We start from the raw sequence: 21,593 nt of genomic DNA, 5'->3' as shown, positions 1-21,593 counted from the left end.
TGACAGGCAAGTATTCTAACCAACTGAACTACCGGATCAAAATCTGTATCGATTTCGGATTGCAAATATAGGCGGTTTTCTGATAAAACCTAAACTTTTTTCAAAAAAAATCTCGGAAATTTTGCATCCGAGATTCTTTTATTTCAAAATCAACGATTTAATTTATTATAAAATCGCGTTTAATTTTTCTACTAATTGCTCTTTTGGAACAACTCCAACAACTTTGTCTACTACTTCTCCGTCTTTGAAGAATAAAATTGTAGGAATGTTGCGAATTCCATATTTTGCTGCAACTTCTTGGTTTGTGTCTACATCAACTTTACCAATAACTGCTTTTCCTTGATATTCTGTAGCAAGCTCTTCCACAACTGGACCAACCATTCTACAAGGACCACACCAAACAGCCCAAAAATCAACCATTGCTGGTTTTCCTGACTCTATAATATCTGATGCAAATGATGCGTCTGTTACTTCTAATGCCATAATCTTATATTTTTTTATCTAATCTTAAGTTTACAAATCTACATAAAATTTTATTCTTGAAAAATTTCGTTCATATTATCTATCAATTATTGAATAGATGAAACGAATAATTAATTCAGTTTGAATGTAATTTCCTGCAATTCATCTAATTCTTTCAACAAATCTCGACAAATGTTAATTTTGATTTTACTTGCTGGTAAATCTAAATTATTCAAATAATCTTTTGGATCAATTAATTGAATTTTTAATAATTTATCTCCTTGATATTTGAACATAATATCTGATAATTTGCTAAATGTTTCTTCCGAAAATTCTGGAACTTCAATCTTCACCGTCATTTTTTCGGCTTGCTTTTCCACAATTTCATTCAACAACAAAATATTTGTGATGTTTTTATACACGCGTCCTTGCGTTACATTTCCTTCTTTGTCTTTGAATTCTTTTTTCGAGATATTCAATTTCAAATTCAAGAACATATTTTCCTGCATAAAGTGTCTATATTTCATATAATCGCTACCAAAAACCATGATATCCATCGAATCGGTGTAATCACTAAACGTAAAAATACCAAATTCGTTTCCATTTTTGGCAATTCTATGTTGAATATTTGACATCATTCCACAAATTGAAACTTCTTTGTTGACAAAATTATCTTCATTCGCATTGATATCAGAAATACTACAATTTGAAGCCATTTTCAACTCATGTTTGAAATCATCCAAAGGATGCGAAGAAATATAAATTCCAACAACTTCTTTCTCTTTCGACAAACGTTGTAACATATTCCATTTCTCACAATCTGGCAACATCGGAACCACATCTTCTACAACAGAATCTCCTCCAAAATCACCAAATAAAGAAGTTTGAGAAGAGTTTTTTTGCTCCTGATAATTTCCTCCATATTTGATTAATTTTTCCAGATTCGTCGTTGTATTATCGATAAAAAAATAACGTCCACGATGAAATTCAAACGAATCAAAACCTCCAGCTAAAACTAAGTTTTCGATTGTTTTTTTGTTCACTGTTCTCAATTCGACACGTTTAACAAAGTCGTATATATCTTTGAACGGACCATTTGCTTCACGTTCAGAAATTATCGAGTTTACTGCGGCTTGCCCAACACCTTTTACAGCGCCCATTCCAAAACGAATTTCATAATTTTCGTTTACGTTAAACTTCGTAATCGATTCATTGATATCTGGACCAAGAACCGCCAATCCCATTCGCTTACACTCTTCCATAAAGAAGGTCACTTGCTTGATATCATTCATATTATTTGAAAGAACAGCCGCCATATATTCTGCTGGATAATGTGCTTTCAGATAAGCTGTTTGATACGCTACCCATGCATAACACGTCGAGTGCGATTTATTGAAGGCATAGGATGCAAAGGCTTCCCAGTCTGTCCAAACTTTTTCTAAAATCTTAGGATCATGCCCTTTTTCTGAAGCTTGCGCAACAAATTTTGGTTTCATTTTATCCAAGACAGCTTTTTGCTTTTTCCCCATTGCTTTACGCAAAACGTCGGCATCACCTTTCGAGAAACCTGCTAATTTTTGCGAAAGCAACATTACTTGCTCCTGATAAACCGTAATTCCGTAGGTTTCTGATAAATATTCTTCCATCGCATCCAAATCGTACTGAATTGGTTCTTCACCATTTTTACGGCGAACAAACGACGGAATATATTCGATAGGCCCAGGACGATAAAGGGCATTCATGGCAATTAAATCCGCGAAAACTGTCGGACGTAAATCCTTCATGTATTTTTGCATTCCGGGGGATTCGTATTGGAAAACCCCAACCGTTTCGCCACGCTGGAAAAGCTCATATGTTTTTTCGTCGTCAATCGGAATTTCATCCGGATTGATTTCGATTCCTGTTCTCGCTTTTACTAATTTGATGGTATCTTTAATCAAGGTTAAGGTTTTCAACCCCAAAAAGTCCATCTTCAATAATCCGGCACTTTCTGCAACCGAGTTATCAAACTGCGTTACATATAAATCTGAATCTTTAGCTGTTGTTACAGGTACGAAATTCGTGATATCATCTGGCGTAATAATTACCCCACACGCGTGAATTCCCGTGTTACGAACAGAACCTTCTAAGATTTTTGCTTGCTGAATAGTTTCCGCAGCTAAATCGTCTCCATTCGATAAACGTTTTAATTCGCTTACAGCATCAAACTCTTCTGGTTTTAAGGCTCCTTTTAATGCAGCTTCATCTAAATTGAAGATTTTAGATAACTTCATATTCGGAATCAAACCTGCAACACGGTTCGCATCAAACAATGGTAAATCCAATACACGCGCCGTATCTTTAATCGAAGATTTCGCCGCCATTGTACCATAAGTGATGATTTGCGCTACTTGATTTGCTCCATATTTATCAATCACATAATCCATTACCAACGATCGACCTTCGTCATCAAAGTCGATATCGATATCGGGCATAGATACACGATCAGGATTTAGGAATCGCTCAAAAAGTAAATCGTACTGAATTGGATCTAAATTGGTAATCCATAAACAATAAGCAACTGCTGATCCTGCCGCCGAACCACGACCTGGACCAACCGATACGCCCATTTTACGCGCCGCAGCAATAAAATCTTGTACAATCAAGAAATAACCAGGATAACCTGTTTTTTCAATTGTGGCTAATTCGAAATCCAAACGTTCTTTAATTTCGTCTGTCAATTCTGGATAACGAATTTTTGCACCTTCGTAGGTTAAATGTTTTAAATAAGCATTCTCACCTCTTTTCCCTCCATCTTCATCATCTTCTGCGTGATGAAATTCTTCGGGAATATCAAATTTTGGAAGTAATACATCTCGATAAAGCGTGTATTCTTCTATTTTATCAACAATTTCTTGAATATTAATAATTGCTTCGGGAATGTCTTGAAACAATTGTTTCATTTCTGCTTCCGACTTAAAATAATATTCTTGATTTGGCAAACCAAAACGGAATCCACGACCACGACCAATTGGCGTTGATTGTTTTTCTGCATCGCGCACACACAACAAAATATCGTGTGCATTCGAATCGTCTTGATTGATATAATACGTATTATTTGTCGCAACAACTTTTACATTGTGTTTACGCGCAAACGCAAGCAAAGTCTGATTAACACGATCTTCATCTTCTTGTCCGTGGCGCATCAATTCGATGTAAAAATCATCACCAAACTGCTCTTTCCACCAAAGTAAAGCTTCTTCGGCTTGCTTTTCACCAAGATTCAAAATTTTGTTTGGAACTTCACCTTGTAAGTTTCCAGACAAAACAATTAAATCTTCTTTATATTCTTCAATAATCGCTTTATCAATTCGAGGCACGTAGTAAAACCCATCAGTATAAGCCTTCGATGCCATTTTTGCTAAATGATGATAACCATTTTTGTTCTTTGCAAAAATTACAATTTGATAGCCATTATCCTTTTTTGTTTTGTCTAAATGATTTTCACAAACAAAGAATTCGGAACCAATAATAGGTTTTAAGATAACTTCCGTTGGTTCTGCTCCGTCAGCAATTAACTCTTCATTCTTTACTTTTGCAGCTTTATTATGATTTTGTACTTCTGCATTAAAATGAAAAGCTCCCATCATATTTCCATGATCGGTAATTGCAACTGCAGTCATTTTATTTTTTGCCGCAGCACTCACCAAATCGTTTACAGAAATAGTCGATTGAAGAATTGAAAATTGTGTGTGATTATGTAAATGTGCAAATTTTGCTTTCTCGAATTGTGCTAAAACTTCTTCCGAAATATCAATAACCTCATCTCCTCCATCTTCTTTGGCTTTAATTTTCGCAATTTCTTGTGAAGCTTTTTTAAGATTTACGTGATTTAGTCCAACTGGCTGAATATTTGTTTCATTAATTGCATTAAATCGAACAAAATATTCATCTTCAACTTCTAACTCGTTTTTTGTAAAAATACCTTTACGAATCAACTCGAAAAAACAACGCGTAGTTGCCTCCACATCGGCAGTTGCGTTATGCGCTTCGCCAAACGAAACACCAAAAAGATATTGATGCAATTCCGTTAACGTTGGTAATTTGTAACGACCTCCACGACCTCCAGGAAGTTTCAATAACTCAGCAGTCACCTCGGTACAGGTATCCAAAACAGGTTTTTCGGCTAAATTATTTTCATAATTCAGACGATAAAATTCGGCTCCCATAATGTTAATATCGAAACCTAAATTTTGTCCAACAATAAATTTAGCTTTACCTAAAGCTTCGTTGAATTTATCTAAAACTTCTTTTAATGGAACACCTTTTTCGGTTGCTAAATCAGTTGAAATTCCGTGAATACGTTCAGAATCATACGGAATATCAAAACCATCTGGACGCACCAAATAATCTTGATGTTCAATAATTTGCCCCATTTCATCGTGCAATTGCCAAGCGATTTGTATACAACGCGGCCAGTTGTCGGAGTCAGAAATCGGCGCATTCCAATCTTTCGGAAGACCAGTTGTCTCTGTATCGTATATTAAGTACATTGAGTTTTCGTTTGAATCTGTAAATTTACGAAATCTTAGCAGAAGATTTTCTTAAGATAAGTTAAGAATAATTATCTATTTTAGATGTTCAAATCAACGAAAATGAAAAATATTTTCATCATTAATGGAAGCACAAGCGAAAATTCATCTAATCAAAAAATCATAGAAAATTTTATTTCTTCTACATCTCAATATTTCAAATGTACTGTTTTTGATGAATTAAAAACTCTTCCTCATTTTGATCCAGAACGTTCTATCGAAAATACGCCGCAAGAAATACTTGGTTTTAGAACTGAAATAGAAAAAGCTGATGGAATAATTATTTGTACGCCCGAATATATTTTTAGTATTCCGAGTGGATTAAAAAATGTATTAGAATGGTGCGTTTCTACAACCATTTTTGATGGAAAACCTTTAGGAATTATCACTGCGTCTGCAAATGGAGAAAAAGGACATGAAGAATTGCAATTGATAATGAAAACGTTGATGACAAACTTCAATAATGAAACAACTTTACTCATTCAAGGTGTTAAAGGAAAAGTAAATTCGGAAGGAAAAATTATTGATAAAGTAACTTTACAACAATTGGAAGAGTTCATCGTAGCTTATAACCAACTATTAACCTAAAATATGTTTTACGTTTATACTATTGCAATACCACTTTTGATTATTTTGACTTTTTATTTCGTTGAACGAAAAATATTCAAAATAAATAACCTTCTCATTTTAGTTTTTTTATTCTGGCTTTACTTGATTAGCTTATTTTTTTTACAATATTTTAAAATTTTAAATGATTTTTGGAGTTTATACTCCATTTTACTCTTCTTACTTCCAATCACTATTATTGTATTAATTATAAAAATTGTAATGATTATTCTAAATAATTTTAAAAAATAAATGAAACAAAAACTAATCTATATACTTTATTGGTCAGCAATATTTACGGTTTCAATATCAATGTTTGTGTATGGAATTGTAAAACCTACTCAATTCACAAATATGGATAACAGCATTAATAATCATCTTTCTGAAGGTCATCGATTGATGTGGAATTTTTATAGTTTTACCAAAGGGTATCCAATAATCATCGGAATTTTTGAAGTGATTGGTGCAATCACATTACTTTTTAGAAGGACAAGAATTTTTGCATGCTTGTTATTAACTACAATTTTAATCAATATTATTCTACAAGATTATTTCTATGAAATTGTTGCGCTAAATTCTTCTATTTTTTATCAAGTTTTAGTCTTTGTTATCTTAATTATTGACAAAGAAAGAGTGATTGAAATTTTTTCGAAACTATTTGAATTAAAAACTAAACTAAAACCAAACTGGATTCTAATCATTATAAGTTTTATACTTGCAATTGGCTTTAAATTTATTGAAACAAAAGTTTTATAACCAAAAAAGATGAACTTAATTCAGTTCATCTTTTTCTAAAATTTCTTCCGACTCAAAACTCATTTTAAGTTTGATGAGTTCATCTTTTATATTTTCTAATCGCTTCACAACATCTATTTCATCTGTTGTTGTCGCAATTCCTTTTTTACCAATCGCTTGTTTTGCACCTTCTAACGTATAGCCTTTTATTTTTACCAAATAATAGATATTCTTGAAACAATCAATATCATTTTTGGTAAATAATCGATTTCCTTTTTTGTTCTTTTTGGGTTGAATAATTTCAAATTCTTTCTCCCAAAATCGAATCAACGATGCATTTACATCAAAGGCTTTGGCGACTTCGCCAATCGAGTAATATAGTTTATCAGGCAGGTCTACGTTCATTATCAGCGTTTAATCCAAAGATAATGACAATTTTTTAGAGTTTTGATAAATTTTAATGAAATCGTCTGGATCTACATCATTGTAGAAATACATAATTGGATCTACAGGTTCTCCATTCTTGTGAATTTCGTAATGCAAATGCGCTCCTGTCGACAATCCAGTCGTCCCAACATAACCAATTACATCGCCTCTTTTCACTTTTTGTCCACTACGAACTTTCGCACGAGACATGTGAGCATACAAACTTTCGTAACCATTTCCGTGTTTCAAGACCACCATATTTCCGTAACCCGAATTAAATTCAGAAACTTTTACAGAACCATCTCCAGTTGCATAAATTGGTGTTCCTGTAGAAGCTGCAAAATCTAAACCTTTGTGCATTTTATTCACTTTCAAAATTGGGTGAAAACGAGATCCATAACCAGAAGCTAATCTACTTACATATTTATCTGCAACAGGTTTTAGTACTGGCATTGATGATAAATTGGCATCTTTAACACCAGCCGAACGAAATACTTCGTCCAACGATTTTGATTCAATTTCAATTTTATCAATCAATTTTTCGATATCTTCTGCTGTATAATTATCAATTTCTTTGTTTACAGAATCGATATTTTCATTGACACGCATATCATAAATTGTACGATAAATATTACGATCTTTTTCTTCGATTTCTGTCAAAGCTTCTTCAACTTCTTTGAATTTTTTATGTAATTGCTGATTTTCATTTTCCATTCTTTCCAACTCAGCCAATAATTTGCTTTTGTCGTCTTTGAATTTTCCTGCTCTTGATGCGTATTCAGAATCATTAAAATGATATCCAATCATTCCAGCAGATATTGTCGATAGACATAAAAATAGTAATATGTATAATGCTGTTTTAGGAGTTTTTTGGACTCTTTTCTTCGCCCAACTCATCAAAAATTTCACAGAATTATACTTATAGTTTTTATTTTCCATTACTTAACCAACCTTTTATTATCTTTGTAAAACGTTTGCAAAGTAACGAATATTGTACGAGTAAACTTGTTAATCAAATGATAAAAATAATTTAATTAGATGAAATCCAAAGATATAAGAAAAGAATTTCTGCATTTTTTCGAAACAAAAGGCCACTTAATAGTAGACTCTGCGCCGATTGTTTTGAAAGACGATCCGACATTAATGTTCAATAATTCGGGGATGGCACAATTCAAAGAATATTTTTTAGGAAACGGAACTCCAAAAAGTAATCGTATCGCGGATACACAAAAATGTCTTCGTGTTTCTGGTAAACATAATGATTTGGATGATGTAGGAAAAGATACTTACCACCACACGATGTTCGAAATGTTAGGAAACTGGTCTTTTGGTGATTATTTCAAAAAAGAAGCAATCGCTTGGGCGTGGGAATTACTAACAGAAAAATACGGAATCTCTAAAGATCAAATTTATGTAACCGTTTTTGAAGGTGATAAAGGTGACGGAACATCATTAGATGAAGAAGCATTAGAACTTTGGAAACAACATATTGCTGAAGATAGAATTCTTTACGGAAATAAAAAAGATAATTTCTGGGAAATGGGTGATATCGGACCATGTGGACCATGTTCTGAAATTCATGTTGATATTCGTCCAGAAGCTGATCGTTTAGCTGTTGATGGTAAAACATTGGTTAATATGGATTATCCACAAGTTATCGAAATTTGGAACTTGGTATTTATGCAATATCAACGTAAAGCGGATGGTTCTTTAGAATCTTTACCGGCTCGCCATATCGATACAGGTATGGGATTTGAGCGTTTGGCAATGGTTTTACAAGGAAAATCATCTAACTATGATACAGATGTTTTTCAACCAACAATTCAAAAATTAGAAGAAATTTCTGGTGTAAAATACGGAACAGCAGAAAAAACAGATATCGCTATTCGTGTTGTAGTTGACCATTTACGTGCAGTTTCTTTTGCAATTGCAGACGGACAATTACCATCAAACACAGGAGCAGGATATGTAATTCGTCGTATTTTACGTCGTGCAATTTCTTACGGATATCGTTTCTTAGGTCTTAAAGAACCTTTTATCTATAAATTATATCCAATCTTGAAAGCTGAAATGGGTGATTTCTTCCCAGAATTAGTGAAACAAGAAACAATTGTAACTGGCGTTATTCGCGAAGAAGAAGCATCTTTCTTACGTACAATTGAACAAGGATTAAATCGATTAAATCAAATCATTGAGCAATTAGGAGATTCTAAAGTTGTTCCTGGTGATGTGGTTTTCGAATTATATGACACATTTGGTTTCCCCGCAGATTTATCTCGTATTGTAGCAGAAGATCACGGTTTCACAATTGACGAAGCTGGTTTTGAAGCTGAAATGGCGAAACAAAAAGAACGTTCGAAAAAAGCAACTGCTTTAGTAACGGATGACTGGGTTATTTTAGATGATAAAGGAAAGGAAACCTCTATCGCTTATGATAACACAGAAGCTGAAGTAAAAATTACACGTTACAGAAAAGTAAAAAATAAAAAAGGAGAATTTTTCCAATTAGTATTCAACCAAACACCATTCTATGCAGAATCTGGAGGACAAATTGGTGATACAGGATTTATTTCTACTTTAAATGAAACAATTGAAGTTGTTGACACGAAAAAAGAAAACAACTTAGTGATTCATTTTGTTGAAACTTTACCAGAAAATGTAAACGCTACATTCAATGCGAAAGTTGATAAAGAAAAACGCAACGAGACAACGAAAAATCACTCTGCAACACATTTAATGCATGAAGCTTTACGCGAAGTTTTAGGAACGCACGTAGAACAAAAAGGTTCTTATGTGGGAGATGATTATTTGCGTTTTGACTTTTCTCATTTCTCTAAAATGACAGATGAAGAATTGGCAATTGTTGAGCAAAAAGTAAATGATAAAATTGCGGAAGCTTTACCATTAATCGAAAAAAGAGATTGTGACATCAACGAAGCTATCTCTGAAGGTGCAATGGCTTTATTTGGTGAGAAATATGGTGATAAAGTTCGTGTTATTCGTTTTGGATCTTCAATCGAATTATGTGGTGGTACACACGTAAAAAACACAGCGGATATTCGTCTGTTCAGAATTTTATCTGAATCTTCAACGGCTGCTGGTATTCGTCGTATCGAAGCAATTACATCAAATAAAGCGATCGAAGCATACAAAGATGCTGAGAAAAACTACAATGATGTTTTAGCTGCACTTAAAACGAAAAATGATGCGGTAAAAGCTGTTCAACATTTATTAGATGAAAATGCTGAATTGAGAAAGCAATTAGAATCTTTTGTTGCACAACAAGCTGCTGCTGAAAAAACAACTTGGAAAGCTGCTGTTAAAGAGATTAACGGTGTTAATTTCTTAGCGGTTAAAACGAATTTAGATACAAATGCAGCGAAACAAAATGCAATTGATTTAACAAAAGAAATCGAAAATGCATTTATCGTTGTTGGTACGAATGATGCGTTAAAACCATCGATTACAATTTCTATCGCGAAAAATCTTGTAGATGAAAAAGGTTATAACGCAGGACATATTGTAAAAGAAATCGCTAAGCACATCAACGGTGGCGGAGGTGGACAAGCTTTCTTAGCTACTGCAGGTGGTAAAGAGGTTTCTGGATTAGATGCTGCACTTAAACAAGCAGAAGATTTTGTTAAATAACAAATCTCGATCATAATATTTAAAAGCGACTTGGTTTATCAAGTCGCTTTTTTTATTTTTATAATTCTATTTAGATTTAACACTTTTAACTTTTTTAATCTTGAAAGTCATCAAATTATTGATTGCCGTAAGCATCGTTGCAATTGTTTGAGGAACAACTTTTCTCGGAATTCGTGTAGCAGTAGAAACCATTCCAGGCTGGTTTGTAGCAGGAATTCGTCAATTTTTGGCAGGAATTATTATGCTAATTATTTTACTCTCAAAAAAAGAATTAAAATGGATTGTCTAGAAAAATTTGTCTTATCAACTTATATTTTCAAGTTTGATGTTAATCGCTGCAAATGGTTTAACTACTGTTGCAGAAGAAAATTTATCGAGTAGTTTAGCTGCATTAATTAGCGCAACCTCACCTATTCTCGTTTTTCTAAGAAGTATTTTTATTGGCTTACAAAAATTCAGTTAGCGTGGATTATTAGGTGTTTTACTTTATTTTGGGGGTGGAATATTTATTTTTTGGTAGGGAAATCAAGAATTAGCAAATCTAGCATATAGAACTGGAATTATTTTACTTTTTTGTGCAATTACAGGTTGGGCAACAGGAACTATTTTCATTAAAAAAATGAATATTCAATCCAAAAATATTTCTCTCAATCTTTTTTACCAATTTATATTTGCTGGAATTGTTTAAATTATTTTTGCTTTCGCTTTTACAAAAAATTATAATTTCGAAAATTGGAGTACAAAAAGTATTTCTGCCATGCTTTATTTAGCTGTTTTTGGTTCTGTGATTACGTTTTTTTCATTTCATTATGCGTTGACCAAAATTTCTCCAATACAAGTTTCTATTCTTTCTTATTTCAATACGATTATTGCAATAATTTTGGGTTGGTTAATATTAGACGAACAAATTTCATCAAAGTTTATCGTCGCTACTATTCTAATTATTCTTGGTGTTTTTATTATTAATTATAAGCCAGAAATGTTCAAAACTAAACGTTTAAAAGCAGATTAAGAGTTACGTAATAAAATTTATTTTAATATTTTTAACATAATTTAACAACTTAATCTATGATTGAAATATACAAACGAGTAATGTTTGACAATTACGCCAATTTCTCGGGAAGAGCCCGCAGAAGCGAATTTTGGTATACAACTTTAATTAATACTATATTTTTTATAATATCTTTCATTTGTTTATTTAAATTTATAAATATATCAGACATAGTTTCATATACTATTGGAGGAATAATAGTTTTATTTTTTTTTATAACTCTTATACCAAGATTAGCTTTAATAAGTAGAAGATTGCATGACACAGGAAAAAGTGGATGGTTCTATTTATTAACTTTTATACCTGGAGGAAATCTTATTTTATTAATATTTTTTATTATGGATAGTCAACCAGGTTCTAATCAATGGGGACCAAACCCAAAAGAAACTGATGATTCTATCAACGAAATAGGAAACGATTTAATCGAAAGATATTAAAATTAAAAAGCGAGATTAATTCTCGCTTTTTAATTGGATCAATTTTATCCATTGTTTTAGATTATATCGTCTAAAAATTCCTAAATAACGTTGATTAAAAGAGTTCACCCAAATCGAATTGTCTTCACAATAAATCACAACTGTTTCGATATAATCTCTTCTTCGGTAATTGTATTTATAAAAAATATTTCGTTCCGAATATTCAAAAAGAAACAAACCTTCTTCATCCAACGATTCGGTAAAATTAAGTTGTCGCTGAGCTAATTCTTTGATTAAATTAATATTCTCACTTAACGATTTTGATGTTTTAATTTCTACAAAAAATCTATCATTAATTGTCGTTATTATTCGGATTCCAAAAATTAAAATCATTGAAATAAAAACAATATTCATTTCACTTGATGCATAAATAAAGAATAAAACAAGTGCAAACATCAGCCCAAAATCTAAATAATTCCAAATTTCGAAAGGTAGAAAATATTTATCACCAACCTTTTTGAGTTTTGTTTTATGATGAAATGTGGAAAGATCATTTGTATTCATAAGTTTTAGATTTCTCTTAAAAATAAGAAATATTATCGAATTGAAACAATCTTAAATGAATAACAATTAACTATTTTTATTAAAATAAGAAATTTTAATTATAAAACAAAAACATTCGAATCATTTTTGTAATTTTGCACCTCAAAAAATAAGTAATAAATACAATTCAATAAAATGGCAAACATTACATTTACAATGATTAAGCCTGATGCAGTTGCAAAAGGACACATCGGAGATATTTTAAAAGACATTACTGACGCTGGTTTCAAAATTAAAGCGGCTAAAATGACTCAATTAGCAAAACAAGATGCTGAAGCATTTTACGCTATCCACGCAGAGCGTCCTTTCTTCAAGGATTTAGTAGAATTCATGACTTCTGGACCAATCGTTGCTGCAGTTTTAGAAAAAGACAACGCAGTTGCTGATTTCCGTACTTTAATCGGTGCTACTAACCCAGCTGAGGCTGCAGAAGGTACAATCCGTGCTAAATATGCTGAATCTATCGATGCTAACGCTGTTCACGGTTCTGATTCTGACGAAAATGCTGCTATTGAAGCTGCTTTCCACTTTGCTGCGAAAGAAATTTTCTAATCGAATAAGATTACAAAACATTATACAAATCCTTCTGAAAATATTCGGAAGGATTTTTTTTGGCTCAAAATTTACTTACCTTTAAATCAAATTCTAAAAAATGAAAAAAATAATTTTAGCCACATTTACAATCGCAGCTTTTGTTGTGTCAAGTTGTAAAAGCGAAACAGAACCTGTAAAAAATGATGTAGAAAATGTAGAAGATTCAGTAAAAGTTGAAGCAAAAACTGCCGAAGAATCTATTCAATACGAAGGAGCTTACAAAGGAATTTTGCCTTGTTATGAGAAAGATTGCAAAGAGGTTGAAATGGAAATAAAATTATTACCAAACAAAGGATATGTCTATTCTACAAAACGTCTGGGGTTAGATAAAATGGCAATTATGACATCTGGAACTTTTCAGTTTAAAGAAGATGGAAATACAATTGTTTTTCCTGAAATTGCCAATGTTCCGAATGCTTTTTTGGTTGAAGAGGGAAAAATTACTCAGTTAAATAAAAATCAGAAGAAAATAGAATCGGCCGATTCTGCTAAATTTGTTTTGACAAAAGAAAAATAGATAAAAAAAGGTTTCGATATGAAACCTTTTTTTATTGTAATAATTTTAGATTCTTTGATAAACTCAGAATAATTGTTTTCAAAACTCTGATAAAGTAAATGTCATTCCGACGAAAGGAGGAATCTGAGATTCTTCATTCCACTTACGTTGCATTCTGACTTATTATCCATAAGTCATGTTGAACTCATTTCTACATCGCATTATACAAAGTATTTTACCTCAACTCCAATCGACAAACGAAGTTTACTTTTTCTTGATTAACAACTTTAAACTGAATTAAATTCTTAGTTTCTAATTTCTGAATTTCTATTTTGTCATGTAAACTTAATTCTTTCAAGAAATTCATATCAATCGCTTTGATACGATGTTTGAATATTATTTCAGGATCAATAGTATTCAAACACCAATCCAAATATTTGGTATTATTTGCGTGTTTTACGATATCTAAATCAGAAAACTGAACTTTATATTGAATAACTTCTGTTGGTTCAAAATCGATGTTCAAAATCGAATTTTCGATTTCAGTTGGTTTCAGATTTGGAAAACGTTCAATGTGAGATGAATCAAGTTGAAGAATATCCGGACGACGTTTTTCTGTATTGAAAACCGCCCACAAACTTGAAGCGCCAATTAATTTTTTTCCATTTTTCTCAATCGTAAAATCACGAATAGATTTTGCTCCTTTCAGCACTTCAATCCACGTTTTTACATCAACAAAATCTGTCCAAGAAGGTAATTCATCAATTTCTATTCGAAGTCGATTCATTACCCAAGATTGGTTAAATTCTTGTAAATCAAAAAAACCTAAACCTCCTTTTATCGCATGTTCTGAAGCTGTTAATTGAAAAAGATTTGCCATTTCAGACAATTTCATTTTACCAGTCGGATCACATTGAGAAAAATAAATTTCCCAATTTTTCGTATAAATTGATTTAAAATCTTCTGCTATTGGCATCGATAAAGCTTTGAATCTATTATGCTGAAATTATTTACCTAATTTCTTTTTCATATCCGCCATCATAACCGCAGCTACACCAGCTTCAACTCCTTTATTTCCATGTTTTCCGCCAGAACGATCAATTGATTGCTGTTCATTTTCGTCTGTTAAAACACAAAAAATAATTGGCATATTGTGTTTGATATTCAAATCTTTTACACCTTGCGTCACACCTTGACAAACATAATCAAAATGCGCTGTTGCTCCACGAATCACACATCCAACAACGATAATTCCGTCCAAATCTGGATGAGTTTGCGCAACTTTATCAGCTCCATAAATCAACTCAAAACTACCAGGAACTTCATATAAAGTAACATCATCAGGATTTGCGCCCAAATCAATCAATGTATCTTTTGCTCCATCTCGCAAATTAAATGTGATATGATTATTCCATTCAGATGTAATGATTGCAAACTTAGAGCCCGCTACATTTGGTAATTCTGCTTTATTATATTGAGATAAATTTTTATTTTCTGTTGCCATTTTGTTTAAAATTTGAATGGTAAAATTACAAAAATGATTTAGGATAAACTTTGATTTGAATCAATAAAAAAAGCCGAACAATTTGTTCGGCTTGTAATTATCTTTTGAAGTGAATTATTTTGCAGTTTCAGAAGCGTATTTTAAACGCTCAATAAACTTCGCAGTTTCACCATTATTTGCATTTGGATATTTATCCTCTAAAGCTTGAAAATATTTTAAAGCATCAGCATTTTTACCTAATTCCATTGCAATTTCACCTGCTTTTGTGTAGTAAGTTGATTGTAAAGTTTCAACTTCTGTCGCTTCAGCAGCTTTTACATAGTAAGGTAAACCTTCTTCTAATTTGTTAGAAGCAACTAATGCATTTCCTAACATACCATATTTTTGCGCCAACATTACATTGTCATCTGTGTCAAAATCTTCTAATAATTTTACCGCAGATGCGTAATCTCCTAATTTATAATAAGAACTTGCCGCTTTGAAACGTGCTAAATTACCAGCATCAGTATTTCCATATTCATCAACAATTTGTTGTAAACCTTGGAAACTTCCTGCGCTACCATTAAGAGCAACGTTAATAGAATCTTGATCAAAAAGACGTTCTGCTTGAACCATTTCTTTGAAAGCGTCTTCTGATTTAGGTTCTACGACTAATTTTAAGTAAGCAAAATAACCTAAAACAGCTACAATAATTACTCCTAAACCAATACCAATTGCTTTAGCATATTTTTCAACAAAAAACTCTACGTTGAAAGCTGTTCTATCTAATTTTTCTACGAATTGCTCTGTAGCAAATTCTTCTTTTTTATTATTTTTTGCCATTTTAATAATTTACGAGATTGCAAAAATACAATTTGGAACAAATATATCCAATAAATTTATTTACAAACAACCTTTTAGAATAAATATGCTACTGATAAGTTTAACATTTGCGGACGATTTTCTGTTCTATATTGTCCATTTGATCCGTTCAAAATGTCAGATCCAACTTTTCCTAAACCGAATTCGTAACGTAAATCGAATAATAATTTAGAAACTTCTACACCTGCACCAATTTGCATTCCGACATTAAATTCGTCTTGTTTTGCAGTTGTAAAATCTTTTACAGATAATTTATCATCAAAATAGTAAGAGAAAACTGGACCAGCTTGAATATGTCCGATTCCTAAAAATCTTTTTCCAACATTTACAGGAATATCCATACGTTTTTTAGTTACATTCAGTTTTTGTCCATCAACATCATATTCATTTTTGAATTGCGTATACAATAACTCTGGTTGTATGTAAATTCCTGCTAAAGAGACACGAGCTAAAGCACCAGCTTGAAACCCTGCAGAAGCTTTCCCATCTTTCTTGGAAATATTTCCAGCATCTTCCCAAACTTTTCCTTTATCTGTATTGAAAACAGCTCCTCCTTTGATACCAAAATTGATATTTTGTGCTGTTGCAAAATTTGCAGCTAAACCTACAATTGCAGTTAAAATTAATTTTTTCATAGAATTTTTATTTTTATTGATTTTTATTGTTTTTCTTTTAATAGAGCTTCTCTCAATTTCTTGAAAAGATTTGACGAATATACAAAATCAATTACATTCGGATTATCAGCCACCAGAATCTCTTCTTTCGTCCCTTCCCATTCTAAGAAACCGTTTTTAAGAAATACGATATGGTCACCGATTTCCATTACCGAGTTCATATCATGTGTATTGATAATTGTAGTAGTATTTAATTCCTTTGTAATATCGTAGATCAATTGATCAATTACCAAAGCTGTTTTTGGATCTAGACCTGAGTTTGGTTCATCAGCAAATAAATATTTTGGATTATTTACAATCGCGCGCGCAATCGCCACACGTTTTTGCATTCCTCCAGATATTTCTGACGGATATTTTTTAAGCGCTGTACGAGCTATTTCTACACGATCTAACACTTCACGCGCACGTTTTTCGGCATCAGCATTTGACATATCCGAAAACATTTGCAATGGAAATTTTACATTTTCTACAATATTCATCGTATCATACAAAGCCGAACCTTGAAAAACTACTCCAATTTCTGAACGTAAACGTTGTTTTTCTTTGTAATCAAACTCGATCATATTATCTCCTTCGTACAAAATTTGACCTGAAGTTGGTGTTAATAATCCAATCAAATTTTTCAAGAAAACTGTTTTTCCAGAACCACTTTGACCAATAATCAAACTAACTTTTCCTTTCTCGAAAGTGACAGAAAAACCTTTCAGAACTTCTACTGCATCAAATGATTTTCTGATATCTTTTACTTCAATCATTAGCTCAAAATTGTTTGTGTTAATATTAAGTTGATCACAATAATTGCTACTGATGTCCATACAACAGCTGTTGTTGCAGAACGACCAACTTCTAACGAACCTCCTTTTACTTTATAACCATAGTATGCCGGAATTGTTGCGATAACAAACGCGAATACCATTGTTTTAAGGAATGTATAGACAAACAATTTTGTTGCCATATTCATTTGTAAACCTGTAATAAAATCGGCTGCCGACCATAGTTTTGTAAAAACTCCAATATAATAACCGCCTAATAATCCAAATCCGATAGAAATCATAACCAATAAAGGATTGAAAAATACACAGGCGATAATTTTTGGTAAAATCAAGAAGTTTGCAGAATTGATTCCCATAACATCTAACGCATCAATTTGTTCGGTAACACGCATGGTTCCGATACTCGAAGCGATATACGAACCTACTTTACCAACTAAAATTAGCGACATAATGGTTGGAGCAAACTCTAATACCAAAACCACTTTGGTTGCATAACCAATGTAGGCATCTGGAACAGGAATAGAAGCTCCCTGAAAGTTTTGCGCCATTTGTATTGCTACAACTGCACCCATAAATGTTGAGATAAAGGTTACAATCCCTAAAGAGTTGACACCTAAATCATATATTTCTCTAACGGTCAATTTCCAGAAAACGCTCAATTTTTGAGGTTTGCTAAATACTTTACCCATAAGCATAAAGTATGACCCTAAATTTTCGATTAGTTTCATTACGACAAAATTAATATTTTTATTGGAAAGGCTTTTTATTTATCTTGCACAATGTGAATTTAGAACATTTAACTTCTTATCTCCCTCATAATGCAGACTTGTATGTAAAAAAGTGGTTAGAAAATCATTTTATAACGTTAAAAATTACAAGAAGACGTGAAACTAAGTTGGGAGATTATCGCAAATTGGTCGAAAATAATCGTCATCAAATTACAGTGAATGGCGACTTAAATCAGTATGCTTTCTTTTTTGTTTTTACACATGAAGTGGCGCATCTCAAAACTTTTGTTCAGTTTGATTCGCGTAAAATAAATCCGCATGGAAAAGAATGGAAAACCATTTTTGGGCATTTATTATTAGAATCTCTTCACATTTATCCCGAAGAATTGCAACCGTATATTCTTCATCATGCCAAACATCCGAAAGCGAGTTTAGGAGCAGATATTAATATCTCAAAATATATTATAGATGATAAAAATCCTGCTCAAATTTATCTTGAAGATTTGGAGGATGGTACAATATTTTCGATAGGAAAAAGAATCTTTAAAAAAGAATCTAAAAGAAAATTAAGGTATCTTTGTTTAGAGTTGAAAACCAAGAAAAAATATTTGATAAACGCAACTGCAACTGTAAATAAACTTTAAAAGACAATCATGAATAATAAAGATAACTACGCTGTTATCCTTGCCAGTGGTACAGGAGTGAGATTATGGCCTTTGAGTACAATTAAAAAACCAAAACAATTTCATGATTTATTAGGAATAGGAAAAACTTTTATTCAATTAACGTATAATCGCCTTAAAAAAGTCGTTCCGCAAGAAAATATTTTCATTGTAACTATTCAAGATTATAAAGAGATTGTAAAAGAACAATTACCAGATTTTGAGGATAAAAATTTTATCATCGAACCAAGAGTCATGAATACCGCAGCTTGTAATTTATTGGCCGCAATGACAATCCAACAATTTAATCCAAATGCAAAATTGATTATTTCTCCTTCAGATCATTTTATTTTTGATGAAGATGAATTTGTAGAAAAAGTAAATCTTGCTTTCGAAGATGCTGATAACGATCGATTGATTACTTTGGGAGTAGCTCCAACGCGACCAGATGTTAATTACAGTTATATTCAGTTCATCGAAAATACAACACCTATAAAAAAAGTAAAATCTTATATCGATAAACCTGATTTAGAATTTGCTGAATCTTTTATAACGAGTGGTGAATTTATTTGGAATACAGGAATCCTTATTTGGTCTGTAGATAGTATTGTAAAAGCTTTTCAACAACATTTACCTTCGATGAAAGAAACTTTGAAAAAATATTTTAATCTTGAACGTTCTTTACAAAATACAGAAACTTTAAAACCTGTTTACACAACGTTAGATGTAACTTCTATCAACAAAGGAATTTTAGAGCAAGCAGATAATGTTTATGTCATTCCGACAACTTTTGGATGGAGTGATATTGGAACTTGGTCGGCAATCAACGAAAAGTATAAATATACAGGTGAAGATCAGGACGAAAATCACAATACATTATTATGTAAACATTTTTCTGGTTACAACGCCAAAAATAATTTCATTTATTCTACGCAAGACAAAGCTATTATTATTGATGGATTAGATAGTTATGTGGTTATTAATTCGGAGAAAGGATTACTCATTTGTCCTCGAAGCAATGTACAGTTTATAAAAACTTATGTGAGCGATTTGAAATTACAGAAAAACGGAGAAAAATATTGTTAAATAAAAAAATCTCTTCAATATTATTGAAGAGATTTTTTTATGTATTTATAATTTTAATATTTATCGAAGTGTAATCACATTTTGACCAACTTTGTATCCATTTTGGTAAATATCGATTTTATATTCACCTTTTGGAAAGTCATAATCAACCCAGTCAAAATTAACTCTTGAACCAGACATATTATTGTAATTAACTTTTACACGATCAGAATATTCTACAGAAGATCCTGAACGTAAAGTTGTTTCACCAGCATCAGCACCTTTAAATTTTCCTATCTCGCCACTTGGTTTGTAAATAGAAACATACAATTCTTTGGTTTCAGAAGTTGCATTCAAGTTTTTATCCAAATCGAAAGATACTCTAACTTTATCAATTCTTCTTGCTCGCGTTGTTTCCACTTCTTTTCCGCTTGATTTTACTCTCAAACCTTTAATCGTATAATTTGAAATCGATAAAGTAGAATTTGTCTCTTTGATTAAATTCTGATGATTTTCTTTTTCAGTACTCAAATTTGATTCAACAGTTTTTTTCTGCTCATTCAAATGAGAATTTTCCGAAGTTAACTCTGTATTCTTGTTTGTCAGCTTTTTATTTTCGTCTTTCAAGCGAACAATTTCTTCTTTATAAACTTTAATATCTGCTTGTAAAGAGGTTATCAAACGTTTAGCACGCTGCAACTCTCCACTTGTAATTCCTTCTTTATTTAAGATTGATTGAATTTCTTTTTGTTTCTCCAAAATCAATCGATCTTGATAACTTAAAGAAGAATCTTTTTTTACAACACGAGTTTTAGCATCATCAAAATCAGATCTAATTATACGTAATTCTTGTTTCAGAATTTCTCTAGATCGTTCCAAATCATTGATATCACTTTGCATTTCTATCGAAGATTTTGCATTTGCTTCTTTAGAATATACAATATACCCAATAGCTAATAACAGGGCTACTGCTAAAACAGCAATAATAATATTCTTTACGAATTCATTTTTATGTTTAGGGTTTGTAGAGGGTTCAAGATCTTTGTATTCAGTCATTTTAATTATTTCGAGGAAAAATTATTAAATCAAAAATTAAACCAATTTTATAATAATTAATAACTAATGTTAAATTTAACATTTACAAATTGTAATAAAACTTGATAAATAAAGACTTTTTAATCGTTTGTCTCTTTTTTAATGTCTTCAGAAGCTTCGTCTAATTTATTTTCGGCTTTTGTTTTTAACTCATCAGCTTTTTCTTCCAATTCTGTTTTTTCTTCTTTAAAAGTTTCTTTCAAATCCGAAACTTTCTCTTTCACAAAAGCACTTGTTTCTTTCATTTGCTTTTCCGCAATATCTTTTACTTCGTTATAATCTTGTTTCGATCTTTCTTTAAAATCTCTAGCGGCTTCTTTCGATTGTTCTTTCAAATCACCCGAAGCATCTTTTATATTATTGATTGTTTTACGCGCAAAATCCGATGCGTCATCTGCAATCAATGTTCCTGCTTTTTTTACAGTTGCCGAAACATCGTCAAATTTATCTCCCGCAACATCAATCGCAGTTTCAGTTTTTCCTAAAATTCTTTTCAAAAAAGTTCTAAGTCCCATAATAATTTATTTTGTTGATTATTTTCAGTTTAAATTTACAGCTTCATTCGCAATTTTAGAATGAATTAATTTAATTTTTTATTTAAAAATATGAATTTCAACTATTTT

21 protein-coding genes and 1 pseudogene are annotated in these 21,593 nt (G+C 31.8%); 9 read left to right on the top strand and 13 right to left on the bottom strand.

Features of this window, described 5'->3' with window-relative positions; all coding sequences use genetic code 11:
- Positions 1-165 precede the first annotated feature (165 nt).
- Both trxA and dnaE read right to left on the bottom strand, forming a co-directional pair.
- Positions 166-483 carry a thioredoxin gene (gene trxA / locus N5D46_RS05490; RefSeq protein WP_038331009.1) on the bottom strand — a complete coding sequence of 106 codons (318 nt, stop codon included), beginning with the start codon at positions 481-483 and terminating at the stop codon, positions 166-168.
- A 110-nt stretch (positions 484-593) separates the two neighbouring features.
- Positions 594-4,994 carry a DNA polymerase III subunit alpha gene (gene dnaE, locus N5D46_RS05485; RefSeq protein ID WP_114998805.1) on the bottom strand — a complete coding sequence of 1,467 codons (4,401 nt, stop codon included), beginning with the start codon at positions 4,992-4,994 and terminating at the stop codon, positions 594-596.
- 102 nt (positions 4,995-5,096) lie between these two features.
- Here dnaE and N5D46_RS05480 point away from each other — a divergent pair, with 102 nt between their 5' ends.
- Positions 5,097-5,621, top strand: coding sequence for an NADPH-dependent FMN reductase (locus tag N5D46_RS05480; RefSeq protein WP_115001941.1), 525 nt, complete (start codon positions 5,097-5,099; stop codon positions 5,619-5,621).
- A 270-nt stretch (positions 5,622-5,891) separates the two neighbouring features.
- On the top strand, positions 5,892-6,395 hold the full coding sequence (locus N5D46_RS05475) for a hypothetical protein (protein WP_038331001.1): 504 nt from the start codon (positions 5,892-5,894) through the stop codon (positions 6,393-6,395).
- A 15-nt stretch (positions 6,396-6,410) separates the two neighbouring features.
- Here N5D46_RS05475 and N5D46_RS05470 read toward each other — a convergent pair whose 3' ends face one another.
- Entirely contained in the window at positions 6,411-6,779 is a 369-nt protein-coding gene (locus N5D46_RS05470; RefSeq protein ID WP_038331000.1) for a MerR family transcriptional regulator, read from the bottom strand.
- A gap of 9 nt (positions 6,780-6,788) precedes the next feature.
- A complete protein-coding gene (locus N5D46_RS05465; protein WP_280049394.1) occupies positions 6,789-7,739 on the bottom strand; it encodes a M23 family metallopeptidase in 951 nt (316 codons plus the stop codon).
- Positions 7,740-7,838: 99 nt separating this feature from the next.
- Between N5D46_RS05465 and alaS the strand changes: the two genes are divergently transcribed.
- From alaS to N5D46_RS05450, 3 genes and pseudogenes are all read left to right on the top strand, one after another.
- A complete protein-coding gene (alaS, locus tag N5D46_RS05460) occupies positions 7,839-10,448 on the top strand; it encodes an alanine--tRNA ligase (RefSeq protein ID WP_280049392.1) in 2,610 nt (869 codons plus the stop codon).
- A 100-nt stretch (positions 10,449-10,548) separates the two neighbouring features.
- Positions 10,549-11,460 (top strand): annotated as a pseudogene (locus tag N5D46_RS05455) (EamA family transporter).
- Positions 11,461-11,516: 56 nt separating this feature from the next.
- On the top strand, positions 11,517-11,936 hold the full coding sequence (locus N5D46_RS05450) for a DUF805 domain-containing protein (RefSeq protein WP_180905777.1): 420 nt from the start codon (positions 11,517-11,519) through the stop codon (positions 11,934-11,936).
- Positions 11,937-11,951: 15 nt separating this feature from the next.
- Here the strand turns inward: N5D46_RS05450 and N5D46_RS05445 are convergent, their stop codons facing one another.
- On the bottom strand, positions 11,952-12,479 hold the full coding sequence (locus tag N5D46_RS05445) for a hypothetical protein (protein ID WP_280049390.1): 528 nt from the start codon (positions 12,477-12,479) through the stop codon (positions 11,952-11,954).
- Between the two features lie 174 nt (positions 12,480-12,653).
- On the opposite strand from N5D46_RS05445, the gene N5D46_RS05440 reads away from it, so the two are divergent.
- Together N5D46_RS05440 and N5D46_RS05435 are read left to right on the top strand one after the other, a co-directional pair.
- Entirely contained in the window at positions 12,654-13,070 is a 417-nt protein-coding gene (locus N5D46_RS05440) for a nucleoside-diphosphate kinase (RefSeq protein ID WP_038330990.1), read from the top strand.
- 100 nt (positions 13,071-13,170) lie between these two features.
- A complete protein-coding gene (locus tag N5D46_RS05435) occupies positions 13,171-13,629 on the top strand; it encodes a copper resistance protein NlpE N-terminal domain-containing protein (RefSeq protein WP_219033791.1) in 459 nt (152 codons plus the stop codon).
- A 214-nt stretch (positions 13,630-13,843) separates the two neighbouring features.
- On the opposite strand, the gene N5D46_RS05430 is transcribed toward N5D46_RS05435, so the two are convergent.
- The 6 genes from N5D46_RS05430 to N5D46_RS05405 form a co-directional block, all read right to left on the bottom strand.
- The gene (locus N5D46_RS05430) at positions 13,844-14,584 is read right to left on the bottom strand and encodes an acyl-ACP thioesterase domain-containing protein (RefSeq protein ID WP_280049387.1); all 741 of its coding nucleotides are present in this window, start codon (positions 14,582-14,584) and stop codon (positions 13,844-13,846) included.
- Between the two features lie 30 nt (positions 14,585-14,614).
- Entirely contained in the window at positions 14,615-15,112 is a 498-nt protein-coding gene (gene ribH, locus N5D46_RS05425; protein WP_125349547.1) for a 6,7-dimethyl-8-ribityllumazine synthase, read from the bottom strand.
- A gap of 114 nt (positions 15,113-15,226) precedes the next feature.
- Positions 15,227-15,934 (bottom strand): tetratricopeptide repeat protein, encoded by a 708-nt coding sequence (locus N5D46_RS05420; protein WP_125349548.1) that lies wholly within the window; start codon positions 15,932-15,934, stop codon positions 15,227-15,229.
- A 74-nt stretch (positions 15,935-16,008) separates the two neighbouring features.
- Positions 16,009-16,608: a porin family protein gene (locus N5D46_RS05415; protein ID WP_280049384.1), complete on the bottom strand. Its 600-nt coding sequence runs from the start codon at positions 16,606-16,608 to the stop codon at positions 16,009-16,011.
- 23 nt (positions 16,609-16,631) lie between these two features.
- Complete coding sequence (locus tag N5D46_RS05410) at positions 16,632-17,402, bottom strand: ATP-binding cassette domain-containing protein (protein ID WP_280035372.1); 771 nt, start codon at positions 17,400-17,402, stop codon at positions 16,632-16,634.
- Complete coding sequence (locus N5D46_RS05405; RefSeq protein ID WP_171622564.1) at positions 17,402-18,148, bottom strand: ABC transporter permease; 747 nt, start codon at positions 18,146-18,148, stop codon at positions 17,402-17,404. The genes N5D46_RS05410 and N5D46_RS05405 overlap by 1 nt, the downstream gene beginning before the upstream one ends.
- Positions 18,149-18,201: 53 nt before the next feature.
- Between N5D46_RS05405 and N5D46_RS05400 the strand changes: the two genes are divergently transcribed.
- Both N5D46_RS05400 and N5D46_RS05395 read left to right on the top strand, forming a co-directional pair.
- Positions 18,202-18,792 carry a SprT-like domain-containing protein gene (locus N5D46_RS05400; protein WP_180905771.1) on the top strand — a complete coding sequence of 197 codons (591 nt, stop codon included), beginning with the start codon at positions 18,202-18,204 and terminating at the stop codon, positions 18,790-18,792.
- A gap of 9 nt (positions 18,793-18,801) precedes the next feature.
- The gene (locus N5D46_RS05395; RefSeq protein ID WP_280049382.1) at positions 18,802-19,896 is read left to right on the top strand and encodes a mannose-1-phosphate guanylyltransferase; all 1,095 of its coding nucleotides are present in this window, start codon (positions 18,802-18,804) and stop codon (positions 19,894-19,896) included.
- A gap of 60 nt (positions 19,897-19,956) precedes the next feature.
- On the opposite strand, the gene N5D46_RS05390 is transcribed toward N5D46_RS05395, so the two are convergent.
- On the bottom strand, positions 19,957-20,931 hold the full coding sequence (locus N5D46_RS05390) for a hypothetical protein (protein WP_280049380.1): 975 nt from the start codon (positions 20,929-20,931) through the stop codon (positions 19,957-19,959).
- Positions 20,932-21,050: 119 nt separating this feature from the next.
- Positions 21,051-21,485, bottom strand: coding sequence for a hypothetical protein (locus N5D46_RS05385; RefSeq protein WP_038336372.1), 435 nt, complete (start codon positions 21,483-21,485; stop codon positions 21,051-21,053).
- Positions 21,486-21,593: the final 108 nt, after the last annotated feature.

This window comes from Empedobacter sp. GD03865 (assembly GCF_029840775.1).
Taxonomy (GTDB): Bacteria; Bacteroidota; Bacteroidia; order Flavobacteriales; family Weeksellaceae; genus Empedobacter; species Empedobacter falsenii_B.
This window is presented reverse-complemented; position numbering and strand designations above follow the sequence as displayed.